The 19,347-nt window shown below is 66.7% G+C and carries 21 protein-coding genes and 1 tRNA gene; 8 read left to right on the forward strand and 14 right to left on the reverse strand.

Annotated features, from left to right (window positions below):
- Positions 1 to 583 (reverse strand): hypothetical protein (locus tag Q1A36_RS14985; protein ID WP_299845755.1); only part of this gene is annotated, 583 nt, incomplete at its 3' end.
- Positions 584 to 622: 39 nt separating this feature from the next.
- Here Q1A36_RS14985 and Q1A36_RS14990 point away from each other — a divergent pair.
- On the forward strand, positions 623 to 985 hold the full coding sequence (locus tag Q1A36_RS14990; RefSeq protein WP_299845758.1) for a hypothetical protein: 363 nt from the start codon (positions 623 to 625) through the stop codon (positions 983 to 985).
- A 37-nt stretch (positions 986 to 1,022) separates the two neighbouring features.
- Positions 1,023 to 1,349, forward strand: a complete 327-nt coding sequence (locus Q1A36_RS14995) for a hypothetical protein (RefSeq protein WP_299845760.1) — start codon at positions 1,023 to 1,025, stop codon at positions 1,347 to 1,349.
- A 202-nt stretch (positions 1,350 to 1,551) separates the two neighbouring features.
- Here Q1A36_RS14995 and Q1A36_RS15000 read toward each other — a convergent pair.
- The 11 genes from Q1A36_RS15000 to cobT all read right to left on the reverse strand — a co-directional run bounded on the left by Q1A36_RS15000 (position 1,552) and on the right by cobT (position 11,799).
- Positions 1,552 to 1,627: transfer RNA gene (locus Q1A36_RS15000), tRNA-Phe, on the reverse strand.
- A gap of 79 nt (positions 1,628 to 1,706) precedes the next feature.
- The gene (gene yacG, locus Q1A36_RS15005; RefSeq protein WP_299845763.1) at positions 1,707 to 1,880 is read right to left on the reverse strand and encodes a DNA gyrase inhibitor YacG; all 174 of its coding nucleotides are present in this window, start codon (positions 1,878 to 1,880) and stop codon (positions 1,707 to 1,709) included.
- Positions 1,880 to 2,953 carry a ribonuclease E/G gene (locus Q1A36_RS15010; protein ID WP_299845766.1) on the reverse strand — a complete coding sequence of 358 codons (1,074 nt, stop codon included), beginning with the start codon at positions 2,951 to 2,953 and terminating at the stop codon, positions 1,880 to 1,882. The genes yacG and Q1A36_RS15010 overlap by 1 nt, the downstream gene beginning before the upstream one ends.
- The gene (locus tag Q1A36_RS15015; protein ID WP_299845769.1) at positions 2,950 to 3,522 is read right to left on the reverse strand and encodes a Maf family protein; all 573 of its coding nucleotides are present in this window, start codon (positions 3,520 to 3,522) and stop codon (positions 2,950 to 2,952) included. Before Q1A36_RS15015 ends, Q1A36_RS15010 begins: the two co-directional genes overlap by 4 nt.
- Positions 3,523 to 3,574: 52 nt before the next feature.
- Entirely contained in the window at positions 3,575 to 3,793 is a 219-nt protein-coding gene (gene infA, locus Q1A36_RS15020) for a translation initiation factor IF-1 (protein ID WP_036636451.1), read from the reverse strand.
- Between the two features lie 88 nt (positions 3,794 to 3,881).
- Positions 3,882 to 5,078 carry a FliM/FliN family flagellar motor switch protein gene (locus Q1A36_RS15025; RefSeq protein WP_299845772.1) on the reverse strand — a complete coding sequence of 399 codons (1,197 nt, stop codon included), beginning with the start codon at positions 5,076 to 5,078 and terminating at the stop codon, positions 3,882 to 3,884.
- Positions 5,079 to 5,139: 61 nt separating this feature from the next.
- Entirely contained in the window at positions 5,140 to 7,809 is a 2,670-nt protein-coding gene (locus tag Q1A36_RS15030) for an ATP-binding protein (RefSeq protein ID WP_299845775.1), read from the reverse strand.
- Positions 7,799 to 8,092 (reverse strand): hypothetical protein, encoded by a 294-nt coding sequence (locus Q1A36_RS15035; RefSeq protein WP_101752197.1) that lies wholly within the window; start codon positions 8,090 to 8,092, stop codon positions 7,799 to 7,801. The genes Q1A36_RS15030 and Q1A36_RS15035 overlap by 11 nt, the downstream gene beginning before the upstream one ends.
- 12 nt (positions 8,093 to 8,104) lie before the next feature.
- Positions 8,105 to 8,476, reverse strand: coding sequence for a response regulator (locus Q1A36_RS15040; RefSeq protein ID WP_299845781.1), 372 nt, complete (start codon positions 8,474 to 8,476; stop codon positions 8,105 to 8,107).
- Between the two features lie 98 nt (positions 8,477 to 8,574).
- Positions 8,575 to 9,858 carry a short-chain fatty acyl-CoA regulator family protein gene (locus tag Q1A36_RS15045; RefSeq protein WP_299845785.1) on the reverse strand — a complete coding sequence of 428 codons (1,284 nt, stop codon included), beginning with the start codon at positions 9,856 to 9,858 and terminating at the stop codon, positions 8,575 to 8,577.
- Between the two features lie 69 nt (positions 9,859 to 9,927).
- Positions 9,928 to 11,799 (reverse strand): cobaltochelatase subunit CobT, encoded by a 1,872-nt coding sequence (cobT, locus tag Q1A36_RS15050; protein WP_299845790.1) that lies wholly within the window; start codon positions 11,797 to 11,799, stop codon positions 9,928 to 9,930.
- Positions 11,800 to 11,958: 159 nt separating this feature from the next.
- On the opposite strand from cobT, the gene Q1A36_RS15055 reads away from it, so the two are divergent.
- The gene (locus Q1A36_RS15055; protein ID WP_299845793.1) at positions 11,959 to 12,546 is read left to right on the forward strand and encodes an NAD(P)H-dependent oxidoreductase; all 588 of its coding nucleotides are present in this window, start codon (positions 11,959 to 11,961) and stop codon (positions 12,544 to 12,546) included.
- A 235-nt stretch (positions 12,547 to 12,781) separates the two neighbouring features.
- On the opposite strand, the gene Q1A36_RS15060 is transcribed toward Q1A36_RS15055, so the two are convergent.
- Entirely contained in the window at positions 12,782 to 13,471 is a 690-nt protein-coding gene (locus tag Q1A36_RS15060) for an aspartate/glutamate racemase family protein (protein ID WP_299845796.1), read from the reverse strand.
- A 3-nt stretch (positions 13,472 to 13,474) separates the two neighbouring features.
- Positions 13,475 to 14,449, reverse strand: a complete 975-nt coding sequence (cobS, locus tag Q1A36_RS15065; protein WP_101754038.1) for a cobaltochelatase subunit CobS — start codon at positions 14,447 to 14,449, stop codon at positions 13,475 to 13,477.
- A gap of 124 nt (positions 14,450 to 14,573) precedes the next feature.
- On the opposite strand from cobS, the gene Q1A36_RS15070 reads away from it, so the two are divergent.
- The 5 genes from Q1A36_RS15070 (at position 14,574) to ugpB (ending at position 19,318) form a co-directional block, all read left to right on the forward strand.
- On the forward strand, positions 14,574 to 15,128 hold the full coding sequence (locus tag Q1A36_RS15070; RefSeq protein ID WP_299845799.1) for a sigma-70 family RNA polymerase sigma factor: 555 nt from the start codon (positions 14,574 to 14,576) through the stop codon (positions 15,126 to 15,128).
- Positions 15,125 to 15,853 (forward strand): anti-sigma factor, encoded by a 729-nt coding sequence (locus tag Q1A36_RS15075; protein ID WP_299845802.1) that lies wholly within the window; start codon positions 15,125 to 15,127, stop codon positions 15,851 to 15,853. Before Q1A36_RS15070 ends, Q1A36_RS15075 begins: the two co-directional genes overlap by 4 nt.
- A gap of 99 nt (positions 15,854 to 15,952) precedes the next feature.
- Positions 15,953 to 16,522 (forward strand): fasciclin domain-containing protein, encoded by a 570-nt coding sequence (locus Q1A36_RS15080; RefSeq protein ID WP_299845805.1) that lies wholly within the window; start codon positions 15,953 to 15,955, stop codon positions 16,520 to 16,522.
- A 149-nt stretch (positions 16,523 to 16,671) separates the two neighbouring features.
- Positions 16,672 to 17,679, forward strand: coding sequence for a DUF808 domain-containing protein (locus Q1A36_RS15085; RefSeq protein ID WP_299845808.1), 1,008 nt, complete (start codon positions 16,672 to 16,674; stop codon positions 17,677 to 17,679).
- Between the two features lie 325 nt (positions 17,680 to 18,004).
- The gene (gene ugpB / locus Q1A36_RS15090; RefSeq protein ID WP_299845812.1) at positions 18,005 to 19,318 is read left to right on the forward strand and encodes a sn-glycerol-3-phosphate ABC transporter substrate-binding protein UgpB; all 1,314 of its coding nucleotides are present in this window, start codon (positions 18,005 to 18,007) and stop codon (positions 19,316 to 19,318) included.
- Positions 19,319 to 19,347 lie beyond the last annotated feature (29 nt).

Below are 19,347 nucleotides of genomic sequence, written 5' to 3' on the forward strand. Positions count from 1 at the left end.
CGATCAGGTGGACGGTCGCATCCGGCATGATCTCGGCCGGGGTCTCGCCGCTGTAGGGGACCACCCCGGCCTCGCCCTGATCCATACCGCCGTGGCCTGCGAGTGCGTAGTTAGAGACGATATCCTGCACAATGCCGGCGAGGTAGGATGCCATCGACGCATCGACATGGCTATCTGTCGGCAGCGTGCTCGGCAGATCACCAAACGCGACCAGTCGAAACAGAGCCTGCATCGCCCAGACACCACGCTCGTGCCAGAGATATTGATGCGTTTCGGTCGCCCCCGTCTCATCATAGCCAACCCTGAACGCCCGATGCGTCGTAATCCCCCCGGGAATAGTCCCCGCCAGCGCATCGTCATAGAGTCTAGCTGCGAGACGATGGATCGGGATCACTCGGCAGGCTACGCCCGCATGCCCGGCACCATCGAGCCACGCGCGGATGCTGTCATGAAGATAGGCGTGAGCACGCTCGTAGGATTGGATATGCGGTCGCCACGGCGCGTCATCCGTTGCCAGGGGGGTGCCGGGCAGGTCCGGGCACTGGCCGTAGATGAGGATGGTGCCGACGCTGAATACCCTCATGCGGGCCTCGGTGGCACTGGCCCCGAGGAGCTGGGCGCTGTGAGTATGACCGGCATCGACACCCTGGCCGAAGCCCTGCCCGGGGTAAACCTGCGCGCCGTCGGGATGCCGGGCGAGGCCAGCTATTACGCCGACACTGCCATGACGACACCCGCCGTCGAGGGCGGGCCGGTCGGGGCTGTTGTCAGCCCGACAGTCACCATGCTTGCCACGCAGCCGGGCAATTTCCCGGTGCTGACCGGCGGGATGGTAGATACCGCTGACGACCGCATGACCGGGACCTTCTCCTCGCCGATCACCCCTCGCTACTTGGTCGTGATCCTCGGTTTCTATACCGACGCATACCCCGGGGCTCATCAGCCCACCGCAGGGAACGGCTGGCATCACACTTGGAGCAAATAGCGGCTTTTCGTTCCTCGAGTTGTCGCGCAGTTCAGCGGTGCAGGAGGGGACCGGTGGCTGGCATGATGGCCGCCCGATTATGGTCGAGGCCCAGCTGAGTGATGGCGGCGACGAGGCCATGGCCATCATCACCTCCGTCGTAAACTCCGAGACCGGCCGGAAGGTCATCACTGGTACCGCCGAGACCGGTACTGCCGTGGAGCAGGCTGGCTTCCGCATCGGCCAGAATGTGTGGGGCGATGATAATGGTCGATATCGAATCGGGTTGATGCTGATGGCGGATGTCGTGCCCACGATCGAGCAAAGGTTCCGGCTGATGAAACTCCTTGGGCAGCAGCTCGGGCTCGATATCTGGGGTCAGTGACTGCGAGCAGCTGACCTGCCGGCGGACTGACCGTCAGGATTGACGCCGCCAGCTCACATCATGACGAAAAATTTCTGTTCGAAAGCTATTGCACCGCTGTCCGAAAGCTAGCGCGCCGCAACACTTTCCCGAAAGCCGTCGAACCCACTGAAAGGAGCGGTTCGTGATGCTGGATAACCAGTTGACGAACAAGGGAAAATAATGGTGCCCGGAGACGGATTTGAACCGCCGACACGCGGATTTTCAATCCGCTGCTCTACCAACTGAGCTATCCGGGCCCCGGGGGTCTCTCAACCTTGGGTGTGGGGTGTTTAGTGGCGGCCTGCGGCGCTGTCCAGACCCGAAATCGACAATTCTTCAGTTGTCGCCGGGATTCGGCTTTTCCTCGCCATCGGCCGTATCGGCAGGCGGGCCGGGGATGACATAATCGCCCCTGAGCCAGCGGGCCAGGTCGACATCGGCGCAGCGGCGCGAGCAGAAGGGGCGATAGGCCGGGACACCCGGCTTGCCACAGATCGGACAGCCCGACATCACGCCCCCTCGCCGCCAGCGGCGGCCAATGAAGCCAGCTGGGCGCGGTCGCGTTTGCGGCTGATCTCGAAGAGGCCCATCTTGGTCCAGCCGATCAGAACGGTTTCTGCCGACTCGAACTTGAAGGCGGATCGCAGCACCTGTTCCAGCGTCGCCCGGTCGCGCTTGGGCATGGGGGCGAAATCGACCACCACCTGACCACCAAGGCCGCGCAGCCGCAATTGCCGCGGCAGGTCGCGGGCCAGCGCGATATTGGCCTTGAGCCCCGCCGCAGGCGAGGTATCGCTGCCGGTATTCACATCGATCGCCAGCAGCGCACGGGTCGGCTGCAGCAGGGCGGAGCCGCCGCCGGTCAGCGCGATCTCGGGCGACAGCAGGGCGTCAACCATCTCGGTTACGCCGAACGTGTCAAAGGCATCCTTGCCCTCGTCCACCTGGTCGGGCGCGGGTTCGGCCCAATCGACCCAGGCGGCCATATGCGGCCCCGGCGCATCCAGAAGCAGTTCCGGCGCGCCCTCGGTTTCCGACAGGATGCTGGCGGCCAGTTCGACCAGCGGCGCCAGTTCGTCCCGAATCTCGTCGTCATCGACCTGACCGGCGGCACTGCGCAGAATCAGACCGCAATCCTCGCCCAGACCCGGCGCGCCAGCGATCAGCCCCTCGCCCAATTCGGTAAGAGCGCTGCGCGTTTCCTCGTCCTTGATGCTGCGCGAGACATTCACCCCCGGCTTGCCCGGCGTCAGAATGCCGAAGCGGCCGCGGAACAAGAGCCGCGAGGTGACCGGGATGGCCTTGCCTTCCTCGGCCACGCCGCTGACCTGAACCAGCACACGCTGGCCTTCGCTGAGGCCCGAGCGGTCGCGCAGATAGCCGCGCGCGCCATCGGGCAGGCGCAGGAAGACGCCGCCCTGCCCCTTGACCAGCCGGTCAACAACGGCGCGGCAGATTGCGCCGGGGACCAGCGGCGTCAGCAGCGACGCATCGGCGATCAGGTCGGTCAGTTGACCATCCACCACCAGCGCGGCGGCCTCGGCCCCGAACAATTCGCCCAGTACGATCTGGCGACCCTTCATGCTTCACCTCCGGTGATGCCGATCGCGGCCAGCATCGTGGCCGTTTCGGCCAGAGGCAGGCCGACCACGGCGGAATAGCTGCCCTGGATCCAGGGAATGAAGGCCGAGGCCGGTCCCTGGATCGCATAGCCGCCGGCCTTGCCGCGCCAGTCGCCGGTGGCGAGATAGCGCGCCAGCGACGGCGGATCGATCACCCGCATCTTCACCGTGGTCTCGACCAGCCGGACACGGCTGCGGGTTTCATCCCGCAACGCCACGGCGGTCAGCACCCGGTGCCTGCGGCCCGACATCAGCCGCATGAACTCGGCCGCTTCAGCTTTATCCTCGGGCTTGCCAAGGATGCGGCGACCGACGGTCACGGTTGTGTCCGCACACAGTACGGCTTCGCCCGGCGACAGCGGCACGGCTGCGGCCTTTTCCACCGCCATGCGGCGGACATAGTCGCGGGCGCCTTCATCCCGGCGCGGCGTCTCGTCGATATCGGCGGGCCGGATCTCGGCCGGAACGATGCCGATCTGGGCCAGAAGCTCCAGCCGCCGGAGGCTGGCAGAGCCCAGAACCAAACGCAAAACGGGCCGCGCGGGGGCGAGGCCTGACGGGCATGAATCCGGCATTGCTGCCCTATTTGAAACGATAGTTGATGCGTCCCTTGGACAGGTCATAGGTGTTCATTTCCACCTGGACCTTGTCCCCGGCCAGAACCCGGATGCGGTTCTTCCGCATCTTTCCTGCCATATGCGCGATGATCTCATGGCCGTTTTCCAGCTCGACCCTGAACGTCGCATTCGGCAGGAGTTCCTTCACGACGCCGGGAAATTCGAGCATTTCTTCCTTGGCCATGGTCACTCCATCTTGATTTCTCCCCGACTCTGCGAGGCCGCTGTTACATGCGGCGGAAACATGTTTTTTTCAAGGGCAAAGCACAGGCTCAGCCGGATAATGCGCTTTTGCGCGGCGCATCCGCGAAATCCTCCGACGGAACGGCATCCCGCAAGGGCGCGCGGAAACTGTCGGGCCGATCAAGATCGGCAATGGGCGGCTCGACCGGCAGGCCGGCGACGCTCGAGACACCGGCGCCGCCGTCCCTGCCGGACCACGCGCCATCCTGACCATTGCTGGCTCGGGCCGAAAGGCTCGCCGGGGCAGACAGAGCCTCTCCCGCGCCGCTCAGCCGGACGGCATGATAGCCACCAGCTTCGCCCAGTTTGCCGGTGGCAAGAACCTTGCCGAGGCGGGTTTCCAATCGTGTTTCGGCCAGATCGACGCGGGGCAGCGACAGGATCTGCCCGGGCCTCAGCTGGCGCAGCACACCAAGGCGCAGGCGCCGGCGGCAGAGCACGCCCACGACGTCGATGGGTGCATCACGCATTCTGAGCGCGAGATCGGGCTCGAGCGGCCCCGGCTCGGCTGGCGGGATCGCCGCTGCCTCGCCCCGGCCCCGCCCGATCCCGGTCTGGGTTTCCTTCGCCGCGGCTTGCGACGAAGCCGACATCCTTTGCGGCAGCGCAACGAAAATCTCGCCCTCGCGTCCCGGAGGCTGTCCGAGGCGCAGGCGATAGTGCAGGCTGCGATAGGGGCTGTCCTCGAGCATCAACAGCAAGGGTCGGGGATCGTCCAGAAAGCTGGCATAGCGAAAGCTGCCGAACCCCTCGAACCCATCGATGCGGGTCATCTCGTCGCCCAGTCTGGCCAGCAGGGCATTGACGAAATCCGAGCAGATCATCGCGTCGCTGCGCGTGATCCGGCGCGCCTCGACTAGCCGGGAGGTGACTCGGCCAAGCGTCTGCACCTCGATCAGCGCGGTCATCAGGGTCGGGCAGAGGGCGACCACGCCTATGGCTTCGCCAGCACCTTCGACCACCGAGAGCAGCGCCGGGCGCGGCAGAAGTTCGGCCATCTCGGCCAGCGTGATTGCAGCGGGCGTGACCTCCAGAGGCGCGACCGGCAGACCGTAAAGCCCTTCGACCGCGCGGGCCACGGCTGTGGTCGCGGCGCGCAGTGCGGTCACGGGCTGCGGACGGGGCAGCGCCGCCGCACCGCCCTGGCCAAGGCGCGACTGGTCACGGGCCTTGAGCAGCCGGCCCAGCACGCCCTGCCCGCTCTCCTGCCCCTGATCCTCTGCCATCACCCTGCCGAATCGCGATCATCCATGTGCGGATCATCGGCGAGACAGGTTGAGATTCCGTTTATCGTCCTGCACCTGCCGCCGCGCGGCCGTCCCGCCCCATCGTCGGCGGCCGGCGCGGCAGCGTCACCCGGAAGGCCGCGCCCCCCTGCCCCGGCAGATAGGTGATGCTGCCCCCGAGCGCCGTCATGATCTCGCGGCAGATGGCCAGCCCCAGCCCCGCGCCACCCGCGCGCATCGGGTCGTTCAGCCGCGAGAACTTCTCGAAGATCAGCGCCTGACGGTCCGGGTCGATGCCAGAGCCATTGTCGATGAAGTCGATCTCGGTGGTGCGGTCGGGGCGGCGGCGCGCGCGGATGCGCAATTCGGGCCGCGGCGCGTCGCAGTATTTGCGGGCATTGCTGATGATGTTGATCAGCACCTGCAGCAGCCGATCGGTATCGGTCAGCACCGGCAGATGCTCGCCCGGCAGGTCGCGGTCGATGGTGAAATCGCGCCCCGGACCGCTGGAGGAAGCCGCATCCAGCGCCCGGCCGATCAGGTCATGCAGGTTGGCCGCCGAGATGCCCAAGCGCACCTGCCCGCTTTCCAGCACCGACAGGTCCAAGAGGTCATTCAACAGCCGGGTCAGCCGCGCAGTTTCGTCATGGATGATCGAGGCAAAGCGGCTGCGGTCGGCCTCGGGCAGATCGGGCAGCTTCAGCAGTTCCGAGAATGCGCGCAGCGAGGTCATCGGTGTGCGCAACTCGTGACTGACCTGCCCCAGGAAACTGTCCTTCTGCACCGACAGCTCGGTCAGCTTCTCATTGGCCTCGCGCAATTGCATGGCGGTGCGGGCAAGTTCGGCGCGCGCCGTCTCTAGCCGCCGCGCCTCTTCCTTGGCGCGGCTGGCCTCGCCCGCAACCTCCATCAGGTCCGACACGCTGAGGCCCGAGCCGCCACCCACCCGCCCGATCATCGCGTGCGCCGTGGCGGCACCGACCGAGCCGGCCAGCCGCCGCTCGAGCCGGGTCAGGAAGCGCGGGGTCAGATCGGGCAGGAAGCCGGATTTCCCCTGCGCCACGGCCTCGGCCTGAAAGAAGCGCAGCGCCGGGTCGGCACCCCAGATGCGCCGCGACAGGGCGAGCAGCGATTCTGCCCCCCGCGCCGAGCCGCCACCCGAGCGTCCCGGGGCATCGGGCTCGACCGCATGGACGAAGGACAGGCCCTGAAGACGCTCGACCGGATCGGGGAAACTGGTCAGCGACAGGATCAGGAAGGCAAGGATATTGGCCCCCATCGACAGCGCGATCGAACCAGCGAGCGAATCCACCCCTGCCGGATAGTGCGGCAGCGCGCCGATGCCGACCGAGGGCAAGAAGATCAGCACCGTCCACAAGACCAGCCCGGTGCCAACCCCGGCATAGGCGCCGGTGCGCGTGGCCCCGCGCCACAGAAGCCCGCCCAGCATGGCCGGAAAGACCTGCGCCACGCCGGTAAAGGCCACAAGCCCCATCGCCGCCAGCGCCGCCGATCCGCCCGAGGCCTGATGATAGACCCAGCCGCCGCCGACCACGGCCAAGATCGCCAGCCGGCGCGCGTTCAGCACGAACTCGCCCAGATCCTCGGCATCGCCGACATCGGGCCGCCGCCGCATCCACAACCACAATGGCACCAGCCAGTGGTTAGAGATCATCGTGGCCAGCGCGATCGCGCTCATCACCACCATCGAGGTCGCCGCCGAGAAGCCACCCAGAAAGACCAGAAGCGCCAGCGCGTTCTGGCCCTGCGACAGTGGCAGGCTGAGGACGAAAAGGTCGGGATTCGAACCGGCGGGCAACAGCTCGCGCCCGACGATGGCGATGGGCAAGACGAACAGCGACATGGCGAAGAGATAGGCCGGGAAGGCCCAGCCAGCGACGCGCAGCCGATCCTCGTCGGCGGCTTCGACCACCATCACCTGGAACATCCGCGGCAGGGTCACCACGGCGATGCCCGAGACCACGATCAGCGCGGTCCAGCGGTCGGGCTGCAGCTGCCAGCCCGCGGCAAGGTCGGGATCGGTGGCGGTGGCATGGGCGATGCGGGCGACGATATCCATCGGCCCGTCGGCCAGCCCCCAGACGACGAAGATCCCCAGCGCCAGGAAGGCCACCAGCTTCACCAGCGCCTCGAGCGCGATGGCGGTGACGACGCCGTGGTGACGCTCGTCGGCGGCGAGGTTGCGGGTGCCGAAGAGGATGGTGAACAAGGCCAGGCCCGAGGCGACCCACAGCGCTGTGCCGCCCTGGCTGGCACTGTCCGGTTCGACCGTGAAGGCGCGGAACGAGAGGCTGACCGATTGCAGCTGCAGCGCGATATAGGGCGTGGCGGCCATCACCCCGATCAGCGTCACCAGCGCCGCCAGCGGGTTCGATTTGCCGAACCGGGCCGAGACGAGGTCGGCGACCGAGGTGACGTGGTGCATCCGCGCCACCCGTACCAGCCGCCTTAGCCCCCACCATGCGCCGCAGAAGATCACCGTCGGGCCAAGGTAGATGGTGGCGAATTCCAGACCCGAGCGGGTGGCGTATCCGACCGCGCCGAAAAAGGTCCAGGCCGAGCAATAGACGGAGAGCGACAGGGTATAGACCACCGGCGAATCGAGCCAGCGGACGCGCCCCCGCAGCGCCGCACGGTCGGCGGCGAAGGCCACGATGAACATCAGGACGACATAGCCAAGGCAGACCCCGACCAGGAGATCAACGGTCATCGTCGCCCTCGTCCTCGGCATCGCCGCCGGCATCCGCCGCCCACCGGGCCTTGCGGTCGCTGGCCCCCAGCAGCGCGTGCAGCAGCGCGGTCAGACCGATCATCCCGGCCCAGAGACAGAACAGCCAGATCGCCCCGCCGGTCAGGCTGACTAGCCCGGGCATCCACCAGACCGGCAGCAACAGCAGCATCAGGGCCAGCACCGGCAGGATCCGCGCCGCATCACCCAGCCGCCGCCGGCGATAGGAGGCGCGTTCGAGAAACAGGGGCTGGCGCTGCTTCATGCCGGCGCCGCGCTAGGCCATCAGGCGCTGGACCAGCGCCCTCAGATCGTCATTGGCAAAGGGCTTCGACAGCGCCGCATCGGCCTCGGCCAGCCGGGCGGTGTCGGCGGCCTGACCCTGCGCGGTGAGAAGCAGCACCCGGGTCGCGGCCAGCGCGCGATCGGTCTCGCGCCGCAACTCCATCAGGATCTCGCGGCCCGAGCGATGGGGCAGCATCAGGTCAAGGATCACCAGCCGGGGCCGGATCGCGCGAATGGCCGGCATCGCGTTGGCGCCGTCGTCGATGACCTCGACCTGCCAGCCGGCGCGCGACAGGATGAACCGCACCGCCTCGGCGATATTGGGCTCGTCCTCGACCAGCAGGATGTCGGTCCGGTCGCTCAATCCGCGTTGCCCCTCTGTCCCGGCCCGACGCCAGAGCCTGTGGTATTGTGCAGAAGCGAGGGCCAAAATGTCAAAACTGTTTGCGCCATGCCCATGCCTCAACCCGCCTGCAGGATCGAGGGCTCGCGCCGCGCCGGGCAGGCGCTGCGGGGGCAGATGCGGCAGGTCGGGCCGATGCGCAGCACCGGTTCGGCCGGGGCATCGCCAGAGGCCGGGCGGATCAGCATCTGCGCGGCGCTGAGCAGCGGGCCATCAAGCCCACCCGGCTGGCTGCGAACGGCAAAGCTGATGGTTTCGAATTGCGCCCCGCCGGGCATTTCGACCCTCGCCTGAATCGCCAGCTGCGGATTGGCCAGGGCCCGGAACAGCGGCCAGAGCGCGCAGGCATCGCCCTGCCGCGGCAGCGCGAAGCCCTCGGCCGCGCGGCGCAGGATCAGCACGCCGGCGCCATCGCAGATCAGCAGCCCGGCGCCTTCGTAGCCATGCGGCCGCAGCGCCGCGAGCCGGCGCATCACCAGGTCGAGCGGCCGGTTCAGCGCCTGCGCGATGGCCAAAGGGTCCGGGGCCTCGGCGCTGGCGCGTTGCAGGTCTGCATCGGGCAGGGCCGCGCGCTCGGCCGCCATGCGGTCCAGATGGCGCCCGGCAATGGCGCGCGCTGCGTCCGAGGCGAGGTCGGTCGCCTGATCCAGTGGTGGCGCGCCGGCGGCCATCCAGGCCTGAACTTCGTCCTGCGGCGTCAGCACGGTGTTGTCAGCCTCGAAACTGTCGAGATAGGCGACCAGCGCCTGAGCCGTGGTCGAGAGCCGCTGGCTGTCGCTGTCGAGATTGGCATGGAAACGCGCGCGCCATTCGGGCGTCAGCCCCTGGTCGCCCTCGGCCAGGATGGCGGCGGTCGAGCGCAGCGCCGTCACCGCCGACAGGACCTCGTGCAGCGTGGTCAGCAGGTAGGGGTCCTGCGTCATCCGGTCGGAGAGCGAAACGAGCCGCCGCGACAGCGCCCGGTTCTGGCCCGACAGCGTCACCAGCGCATCGGCCCAGCCCGGGAAACGCGCGGCAAACTCGGCGATCTGGTCCAGTTCGGGCGCGCTGCCGCCTCGCGCTGGTTCCGGACGCTGGTCAAGCCCCGCCGCCACCTCGCGCAGCGCCGCCAGCCGCGCCTCTTCGCGACCCGATTCCAGTTCCGCGCGCGGCACGTCCAGCGCCGCGGCCAGCCGCGCCACCAATTCCTGCCCAACCGGGCGGCGGTTATGCTCGATGAGATTGAGATAGGCGGGCGAAATGCCTGCCGCCTGCGCGACATCGGCCTGCTTCCGCGACAGCGCCAGCCGCCTTTCGCGGATGCGCGTGCCGGTCAGGATATGGGTGGCGCTGCGGCTGCTCATGAGGCCGCATGAAAGCGCGGGCCGGGCCTTCGCACAAGGGGGCGGTTGGTCGCGGGGGGCGCGTTCTCTTCAGCCGATCCGCCGCGCTGCGTTCATGCCCAGCACGCGGGCGCGCTTTCGGGGGTCATTGTCGAACAGCGCGGCCAGTTGCTCGGTCATCGCTCCGCCCAACTGCTCGACATCGGTGATCGTCACCGCCCGGTCGTAATAGCGGGTCACGTCATGGCCGATGCCGATGGCCAGAAGTTCCACCTGCTTCTTCTTCTCGACCATGGCGATCACGTCGCGCAGGTGCTTTTCCAGGTAGTTGGCCGGGTTGACCGACAGGGTGCTGTCATCGACCGGAGCGCCATCCGAGATCACCATCAGGATCTTGCGCGCCTCGGGACGGCGGGCGAGCCGGCGATGCGCCCATTCCAGCGCCTCGCCGTCGATGTTTTCCTTCAAGAGGCCCTCTTTCATCATCAGGCCCAGATTGGGCCGCACCCGCCGCCAGGGCGCGTCCGCACCCTTGTAGATGATGTGGCGCAGATCGTTCAGTCGGCCGGGCTGGGCCGGGCGGCCCTGTTTCAGCCAGTCCTCGCGCGCCTGCCCGCCCTTCCAGGCGCGGGTGGTGAAGCCCAGGATCTCGACCTTGACGCTGATCCGTTCCAGCGTGCGGGCCATGACATCGGCGCAGATCGCGGCGATCGAGATGGGGCGTCCGCGCATCGAGCCCGAATTGTCGATCAGCAGCGTGACGACCGTGTCGCGGAACTCGGTATCCTTCTCGACCTTGAAGCTCAGCGGTGTGGTCGGATTGGCGACCACGCGGGCCAGACGCCCGGCATCCAGCACGCCCTCTTCCTTGTCGAATTCCCAGCTGCGGTTCTGTTGCGCCTGCAGGCGGCGCTGCAGCTTGTTCGCCAGCCGCGAGACCGCGCCACGCAGGGGTTCCAGCTGCTTGTCCAGGTAGGCGCGCAGCCGTTCAAGTTCCGCCGGCTCGGCCAGATCCTCGGCCTTGATCTCCTCGTCCCAGGCCTGGCTGAAGACCTTGTAATCGGCGCTGGCCTCGCTGACCGGGGGCGGAATGTCGGGCGGGCTTTCCGCCTCGGGCATCTCGGCCTCGTCGGCCAGTTCGTCATCGGACTGGTCATCCATGCTGACCTGCGCCTGACGCTCGTCCTGCTGCTGCTCCTGGCTGCGCTCGGGCGAGGATTCGGCATCCTCGCTGTCATCCTCTTCGCGCGACTGGTTGTCGCCCGATTCCTCGTCCTGCTCGGCGTTCTCGTCGGCGTCGTCGTCCTCGGGCTCGTCGGGATCGTCGCCCAGCTGGTCGCCATAGCCGAGATCGCTGATGATCCGCCGCGACAGGCGCGAGAAGGCGGCCTGGTCGGCCAGCGCCGCGCGCACGCTTTCCAGCGTCGCGCCCGCCTGCTGCTCGACGAAGGGACGCCAGAGATCGGCGACATGATCGGCCCCCGCCGGCAGCTTGCGCCCGGTGGCGGCCTGCCGCACCAGATAGCCCGCAGCGACGGACAGCGGCGCATCCGAGGGCGCCTTGATCTGGGCATAGCCCTTCTTCTCGGCATCGGCAGCAATCTTGGCGTCGATATTGCTGAGCGCGCCCGGCATCTCGCGCGCGCCAAGCGCCTCGACCCGCGCGGTTTCCAGCGCCTCGTAGAGCTCCCGCGCCATCGGCCCCGAGGGGGCGAATTTCGCATGGGTCGCCGGGTCGTGATGGCGCAGCCGCATGGCCAGCGCATCCGCCGTGCCCCTTGCCAGCAGCACCTCGTCGCGGGTCATCCGCCGGCTGACCTGCGGCAGCCGCATCTGGTCGCCCGCAACCCCCGAGGGGTCGGCGGTGAAGGTCACGTTCAGCTCGGCATCATCGGCAAGCGCGCGGGTCGCCTCGGTCAGCGCCTTCTTGAACGGATCGGCGGGGTTGTCGGACTTTTTCATGCCCTCCATAGAGCACCCCGCGCGGCGCGGAGCAAGGGTCAACGGGCCTTTGTGCGCGGCTGCAGGGGCGGTTGTGCGCGGGACCGGATTGCAGAAACTGAATCCTCGCGCCATGTTCGGCGCGACAGAACGTCACAGCACCGGATCAGGGGACATTCCATGGCCAACAAACCGAAAATCGCCGTCATCATCAGCTCGACCCGCGCCACCCGCTTTGCCGACAAGCCGGCAAACTGGTTCATGAGCAAGGTCAAGGACAATCCCGACCTGGATTTCGAGCTGCTTGACCTGCGCGACTTCAACCTGCCCTTCTTCGACGAGCCGGCCTCGAACCTGTGGATGCCCTCCTCGGACCCCCATGCCGTCGCCTGGCAGAACAAGCTGGCGGAATATGACGGCTATGTCTTCATCGTGGCCGAATACAACCGTTCGATCACCGGGGCGCTGAAGAACGCGCTAGATCAGGCCTACAAGGAATGGAACCACAAGCCGATGGCGGCGGTCGCCTATGGCGCCATGGGTGGGGCCCGCGCGCTGGAACAGCTGCGCCTGATGGCGGTCGAGTTGCAGATGGTGCCGGTGCGCAGCGCCGTGCATATCGGCGGCGGCGATTTCTTCGCCACCTCGCCGCTTGGCGGCAACCAGCCGATCGAGACCATCGAGGATCACCTGAAAGGCTCGCTCGACGCGACGCTGGCCGATCTCGTGTGGTGGACCAAGGCGACTGTGGCTGCACGCAACGCCTGAGGCGGCAATTGAGGGCAGCGGGCAACCGCTGCCTTTTTCTTTGCGGCTTGATGAGCAACGCGAGGGCCAGGGCCTGCCCGTGGGGTGGCGCTGCTACCGCACGCCGACGCGCTTTATGGTGCCAAGCCCCTCTTCTGCCGGAACTCGGGACTGACGCGGCAAAGCGCCTGCCCGCCCGGACGGGCAGGCGCTGGCCCGGGCGGCTAGCGCGGCGCATCCGGGCCGGGTCTGCTGCTCAGACCGTATCCAGCCGACGCCGGCCGGTCGCCAGATCGGCCAGCAGATCAACATGCACATCCAGCGCGTCGATGACCGGATAGCCAGGATCGGTGCCGTCAAAGGCGAGGTTCAGGTCGGTGCCGGCGAGAACCACGGCTTCGGCCCCGTGCTTCTCGACCAGTTCGCGGCCGGCGGCGACGAAGGCCGTGCGGTCTTCGGGCAGGCATTGGCCACGGACGGCGAGGTCCTGATAACGCTGGCCGAGTTCTTCGATCCGGTCGTCCAGCGCCACCGCCTCGGTCCGGGTCGACTGCCCGTAAAGCCGCGTGCGCATGACGACGCGTGTCCCCAGAAGCCCAACGCGACCGATCCCCTGCGCTGCAAAGTAATCGTCCAGCGGCGAGACCGCCGAGACGATGGGCAGGGCCGAGAGCGCCCGGGTTTCCTCGAGACAGAAATGCCCGCCAAGCGAGGTGATGGCGACGCAATCAGCCCCCGCCGCCGCCAGCCGGTCGATCAGGCGGGCGTAGATCTCGGCCTGCTCGACCCTGCGGTCCGCCAGATTGTTGCGGATCAGCGTCTGGATATCGGCCTGAACGATGGTCAGGTCCAGCGTCCCGCCCCGCGCCGCCACGGCGGCACAGAGGCGCTGGTAATAGACGACAGTCGCAGCCGGGCCGATGCCGCCGATCAGGCCCAGATGCACGGGTTACTGCCCCGCAATCGCCGCAGCACTTTCCGGCAGTTCCTCGTCGAACAGCCGCTGATAGAACTCGGCCACGGTCTGGCGTTCCAGCTCGTCGCATTTGTTCAGGAAGGTCAGGCGGAAGGCATAGCCGACATTGTCGAAGATCCGCGCGTTCTGCGCCCAGCTGATGACCGTGCGCGGCGACATGACGGTGGACAGGTCGCCCTGCATGAAGGCGGTGCGCGTGAGGTCGGCCAGCGTCACCATCTGGTTGATGATCCGGCGGCCCTTCTCGTTGTTGTAATTCGGGTTCTTCGCCAGCACGATCGCCGCCTCGGCGTCATGGCTGAGATAGTTCAGCGTGGCGACCAGCGACCAGCGGTCCATCTGGCCCTGGTTGATCTGCTGGGTGCCGTGGTAGAGGCCGGTCGTATCGCCCAGACCCACGGTGTTCGCGGTCGCAAACAGGCGGAAATAGGGGTTCGGCGTGATCACTTCGTTCTGATCCAGCAGCGTCAGCTTGCCGTCCGCCTCCAGCACCCGCTGGATCACGAACATCACATCGGCCCGGCCGGCATCATATTCGTCGAAGACGATGGCAGTCTGGTTGCGCAGCGCCCAGGGCAGGATGCCCTCGTGGAACACCGTCACCTGCTTGCCATCGACCAGCTTGATCGCGTCCTTGCCGATCAGGTCGATCCGGCTGACATGGCTGTCGAGGTTCACCCGCACGCAGGGCCAGTTCAGCCGCGCGGCAACCTGCTCGATATGGGTGGATTTCCCGGTGCCGTGATAGCCTTGGATCATCACCCGGCGGTTATAGGCAAAGCCCGCCAGAATCGCCAAGGTCGTGTCGGGGTCGAACTTGTAGGTCGGGTCGATCTCGGGCACGCGGTCGGTCTTTTCGGCAAAGCCCTTGACCTTCATGTCGCTGTCCAGACCGAATACCTCGCGCAGGTCGATCTCTTCGGTGGGTTTGGTCGTCGCGTCCAGCATCTCGGGCCCCTTCACTCGCATCCGTTGCTTGATCGCGCATTCGTGGGTCAGGTGCAAGGTCGCTGGCGTTGACGCCGGTGCGCGCTGCGGCCTAACGTGGCCGAAGCCAATGGAAGGACGTCCAGTGCTCGAGCGCCGACGCGCTGAAATCGAGGCCTTGATCGCCCGCGTCGCCCTTGGCGACCGGCAGGCTTTCGATGCGCTTTACGAGGCGACCTCGGCGAAACTCCATGCCGTCTGCCTGTCGATCCTGAAGGAACGTCCGCTCGCCGAGGAGGTGCTGCAGGAGGTCTATATCCGCATCTGGAACAATGCCGGGCGCTATGCCGCCAACGGGTTGTCACCGATGACCTGGCTGATCACCATTGCCCGGAACCGCGCCATCGACCGGCTCCGCGCCGAAAACGGCCAGCCGCCGGCAGCACCGGCCGAGGCGGCCGAGGCCGTGGCCTCTGCCACGCCCGGACCCGAGGAACAGGTGATCCGCAAGGAACAGCGGCGGATGCTGGACAATTGCCTGGACGAGATGGGCGAGGCGCAGGCGCTGGCCCTGCGCGCCGTCTATCTGGAAGGCGCCAGCTATGCCGAACTGGCCCAGAGCGCCGGCGCGCCGATCAATACCGTGCGCAGCTGGCTGAGGCGCGGACTGGTGCAGTTGAAGGACTGCGTAAGCCAATGACCGACACCCCTCCCCCGCCGTCAGATGCACCGCTGACTCCCGACGAGGAAACCGAGGCGCTGGCCGCTGAACTGGCCCTTGGCCTGCTGGCCGGGGACGAGGCCGAGGCGGCGCGGAAGCGCATGGTTGAGGATACCGAATTCGCCGCCATGGTGCGGCTCTGGCAGGAGCGCCTTGCCGGCATGGCCAATGAGCTGACCCCGGTCATGGCCCCCACCAGCGCAAGACTGGGGATCCAGCGCAGCCTTGGCCATGGCAACCAGCCGCTGGCCGATGTGCCGCAAATCCATCGCGGGCGCGGCGGAAGCGCGGGCGGGTCGGGCGGCTGGATGGGCTGGCTTCTGGGTGCGGTCGCCGCCGGTGCGGTGGCGCTGGCCGTCATCCTGCTGCCGGGTCAGGACCAGCCGGGCTATGTCGCGCAGCTGGCGATGGAGGGCATGATGGTCGAGGCCCAAGTCGAGGGGCGCGAGATCAGGGTCGCGATGATGGAGGGCGAGGCTCATGAGGGCCGCGACATGGAGCTGTGGTGGATCGCCGGGCCCGAGGCCACGCCGGTCTCGCTTGGCCTCGTCCCGCGTGACGGCAGCATGACCATGGCCCTTCCCGAGGGGCTGGAGCCCGGAACCGACGTGCAGCTGGCCATCTCGGACGAACCGCTTGGCGGCTCGCCCACCGGCCAGCCAACCGGCGACATCATGGCACATTCCACGCTCACGCAAACGTGAGGTGAGTGCGGACGCCGGCCCGCAACTTCGCCGCATCCCCTCCGTGTCTTGAGACACAGGGCGCGAAAAGCGCGCCTGAACCCTCAAGGAGGATCACAGATGAAGCGCATGACTTTGGCCATCGGCACGATGACCCTGACCGCCAGCCTCGGCTTTGCCGCATGGGCGGCCAATACCATGGTGGGCGGCGCCGAGATGTTCCCCGACAAGAACATCGTCGAGAACGCCGTGAACTCGGCGGACCACACCACGCTGGTCGCCGCCGTGCAGGCCGCCGGTCTGGCCGAAACGCTGTCCGGCCCCGGCCCCTTCACCGTCTTCGCCCCGACCAATGCCGCCTTCGAGAAACTGCCGGCCGGTGCGGTGGAGGACCTGCTGAAGCCCGAGAACAAGGACAAGCTGGCCAAGGTGCTGACCTGCCACGTCGCTGCCGTGGACGCCATGTCGCCCGCCATCGGCAAGATGATCGCCGATGATGGCGGAACCCATGCGGTCAACACGGTCGGCGGCTGCGTGCTGACCGCCGCGATCCGTGACAGTGACAAGGCGCTGACCCTGACCGACGAGAATGGCACGGTGGCCGTCGTCACCATCCCCGATGTCGATCAATCGAACGGCGTCATCCATGTCATCGACACCGTGCTGATGCCGAAGATGGACGCGATGTAAGCTGACCCACGGCATCACCCGCCCGCGCCCCCTCTCTGGTGCGGGCGGGACTTTTCCTCTCCCCTGTTTCGTCCCGCCCGGGGTGAACCGAACTTGCGCCCGCAGCGTTGGCAGGGCAGTTACGGGTCAGGACAGCACGGAGATACTGGATGAGTGGGCTGATTGCGCTGCTGGATGATGTGGCCTCGATTTCGAAGGTCGCGGCGGCATCCATCGATGATGTGGCGGGTCAGGCGGCCAGAGCCGGCGTCAAGGCGGCCGGCGCGGTCATCGACGATGCGGCGGTGACGCCGAAATATGTCCAGGGCTTCGACGCCAGCCGCGAATTGCCCATCGTCTGGAAGATCGCGCGCGGCTCGATCTTCAACAAGCTGATCATCCTCTTGCCCATAGCGCTGCTGCTCTCGGCCTTTGCGCCCTGGCTGATCGCACCGTTGCTGATGATTGGTGGCGCCTACCTGTGTTACGAGGGCGCGGAAAAGGTCGCCCATGCCTTCGGCAGCCAGTCCGACGCCCATGACAGCGCAAAGCACACCCATCCCGAGCAGGATGGTGCGGCGCTGGAGGAAACCCGGGTTGCCGGCGCGATCAAGACCGATTTCATCCTCTCGGCCGAGATCATGACCATCGCGCTCTCGACCATTCCAGCGACCGATACACTGTGGATGAAGGCGCTGATCCTGTTCATCGTCGCCATCGGCATCACCGTCGCCGTGTATGGCTTCGTCGCGCTGATCGTGAAGGCCGATGATCTCGGCGTGCATCTGGCAACCGAGCGCAAGGGCGCGTTGGCCGCGCTTGGCCGGGGCATCGTGAAATTCATGCCGGGCTTCATGAAGGTGCTGACGGTCGTCGGCACCGCCGCGATGATCTGGGTCGGCGGCCAGATCATCCTCCACGGGCTGCACGAAATGGGCCAGCACCAGCCCTATGAATGGATCAAGCAACAGGCCGAGGCCGCAGCACTTGCTTTGCCCCAGGTCGCCGGGCTGGCGGCCTGGGCCACCACGGCCTTCTTCGACGGTATCATCGGCCTTGTGATCGGCCTGATTCTGATCCCGCTGGCCAAGTACATCATCAACCCGCTGCTCGGCGCGACGGTGATTCCGCTGATCGGCTGGATCAAGGGCCTGTTCGGCAAGACCGAGAAGGCCTGATCTCTCCCGCAGAGCCCGGCCCGGGCCAGCGGCCTGCCGTCCCGACGGCTGGCCGCTTTGGTGATGGCACGCACCGAGCGACTTTTCGATATACCGGAACCGTAAAATTCCCCCTCGAGCTGCCTCAGCGGCCACCCACGGCAGGCCGCTGGCCCGGTATCGGCGTGCAGACAGGCATTTTGCGACCCCTGCAAAAAACGCCCATCCTTTCGTTGACCGTTCAGTCAAAGACTGTCACATTTCCTTCACAAAATGGTTGCGGGACTGTCACGGCGGGAGGCTAGACCGCGTCAGTACCCATGACCTCAGCAGGAGGAAAAATCTTATGAAATCATTGTTTACGGCTTCGGCCGTCGCGCTTGCGCTGTCGGCCATGTCGGCCAATGCGCAGACCGAGATCCAGTGGTGGCACGCCATGGGCGGCGAGCTGGGCGCCAAGCTGGAAGAGATCGTCAAGGGCTTCAATGACAGCCAGACCGATTACAAGGTTGTCCCCTCCTACAAGGGCACCTATCCGGAGACCATGACTGCGGCGATCGCGGCCTTCCGCGCCAAGGAACAGCCCGCCATCGTGCAGGTCTTCGAGGTCGGCACCGGCACGATGATGGCCGCACAGGGCGCCGTCATCCCGGTTCACCAGCTGATGAAGGATCAGGGCGCGGCCTTCGACCAGTCGGCCTTCCTGCCCTCGGTCGTCGGCTATTACACCGACACCGACGGCAACATGCTGTCCATGCCCTTCAACAGCTCGACCCCGATTCTCTATTACAACAAGTCGGTCTTCGAGAAGGCCGGGCTGGACCCGAACACCCCGCCCAAGACCTGGGCCGAAATGGAAGAATTTTCCAAGAAGATCATCGACTCGGGTGCAGCCAGCTGCGGCTTCACCACCGGCTGGATCAGCTGGATCCAGACCGAGAACCTCAGCGCCTGGCACAACCAGCCGATCGGCACGCTGGAAAACGGCTTCGGCGGGCTGGACGCGCGCCTGACCGTCAACGGGCCGGTGCAGGTCAAGCATTGGGGCAACCTGAAGAAATGGGCCGATGAGGGCATCTTCAAATATGGCGGCCCGGTCGGCGGCGACAACGCGCCGCCCATGTTCTATTCGCAGGAATGCGCGATGATCATGAACAGCTCGGCCAGCCGTGCCGGCGTCATCGCCAACGCCAAGGACTTCGAACTGGGCTTCGGCATGCTGCCCTATTACGACGATGTCGAGGGCGCGCCACAGAACTCGATCATCGGCGGCGCCACGCTCTGGGTGCTGTCGGGCCGTCCGGACGAGGAATATGCCGGCGCCGCGAAGTTCTTCGAATACCTCTCCAGCCCGGCGGTTCAGGCCGATTGGGCCTCGTTCTCGGGCTACCTGCCGATCACCCAGGCGGCAGCCGACGAGATGGCCGGCTTCTTCGGCGAGAACCCGGGTGCCGATACCGGTCTGAAGCAGATCACGCTGAACACGCCGACCGAGAACTCCAAGGGCCTGCGCTTCGGCAACTATGTCCAGATCCGCGGCATCATCGACGAGGAGTTTGAACAGCTCATGTCGGGGTCCAAGGATGCCCAGGGCGCGCTGGATGGCGTGGTCGAGCGTGGCAATGCGCTGATCGAGGAATTCCAGGCGCAGAACCAGTAATCTGATCCCGGGAGCCGCGCCGATGGTGC

This window comes from uncultured Paracoccus sp. (assembly GCF_947487305.1).
Lineage (GTDB): Bacteria > Pseudomonadota > Alphaproteobacteria > Rhodobacterales > Rhodobacteraceae > Paracoccus.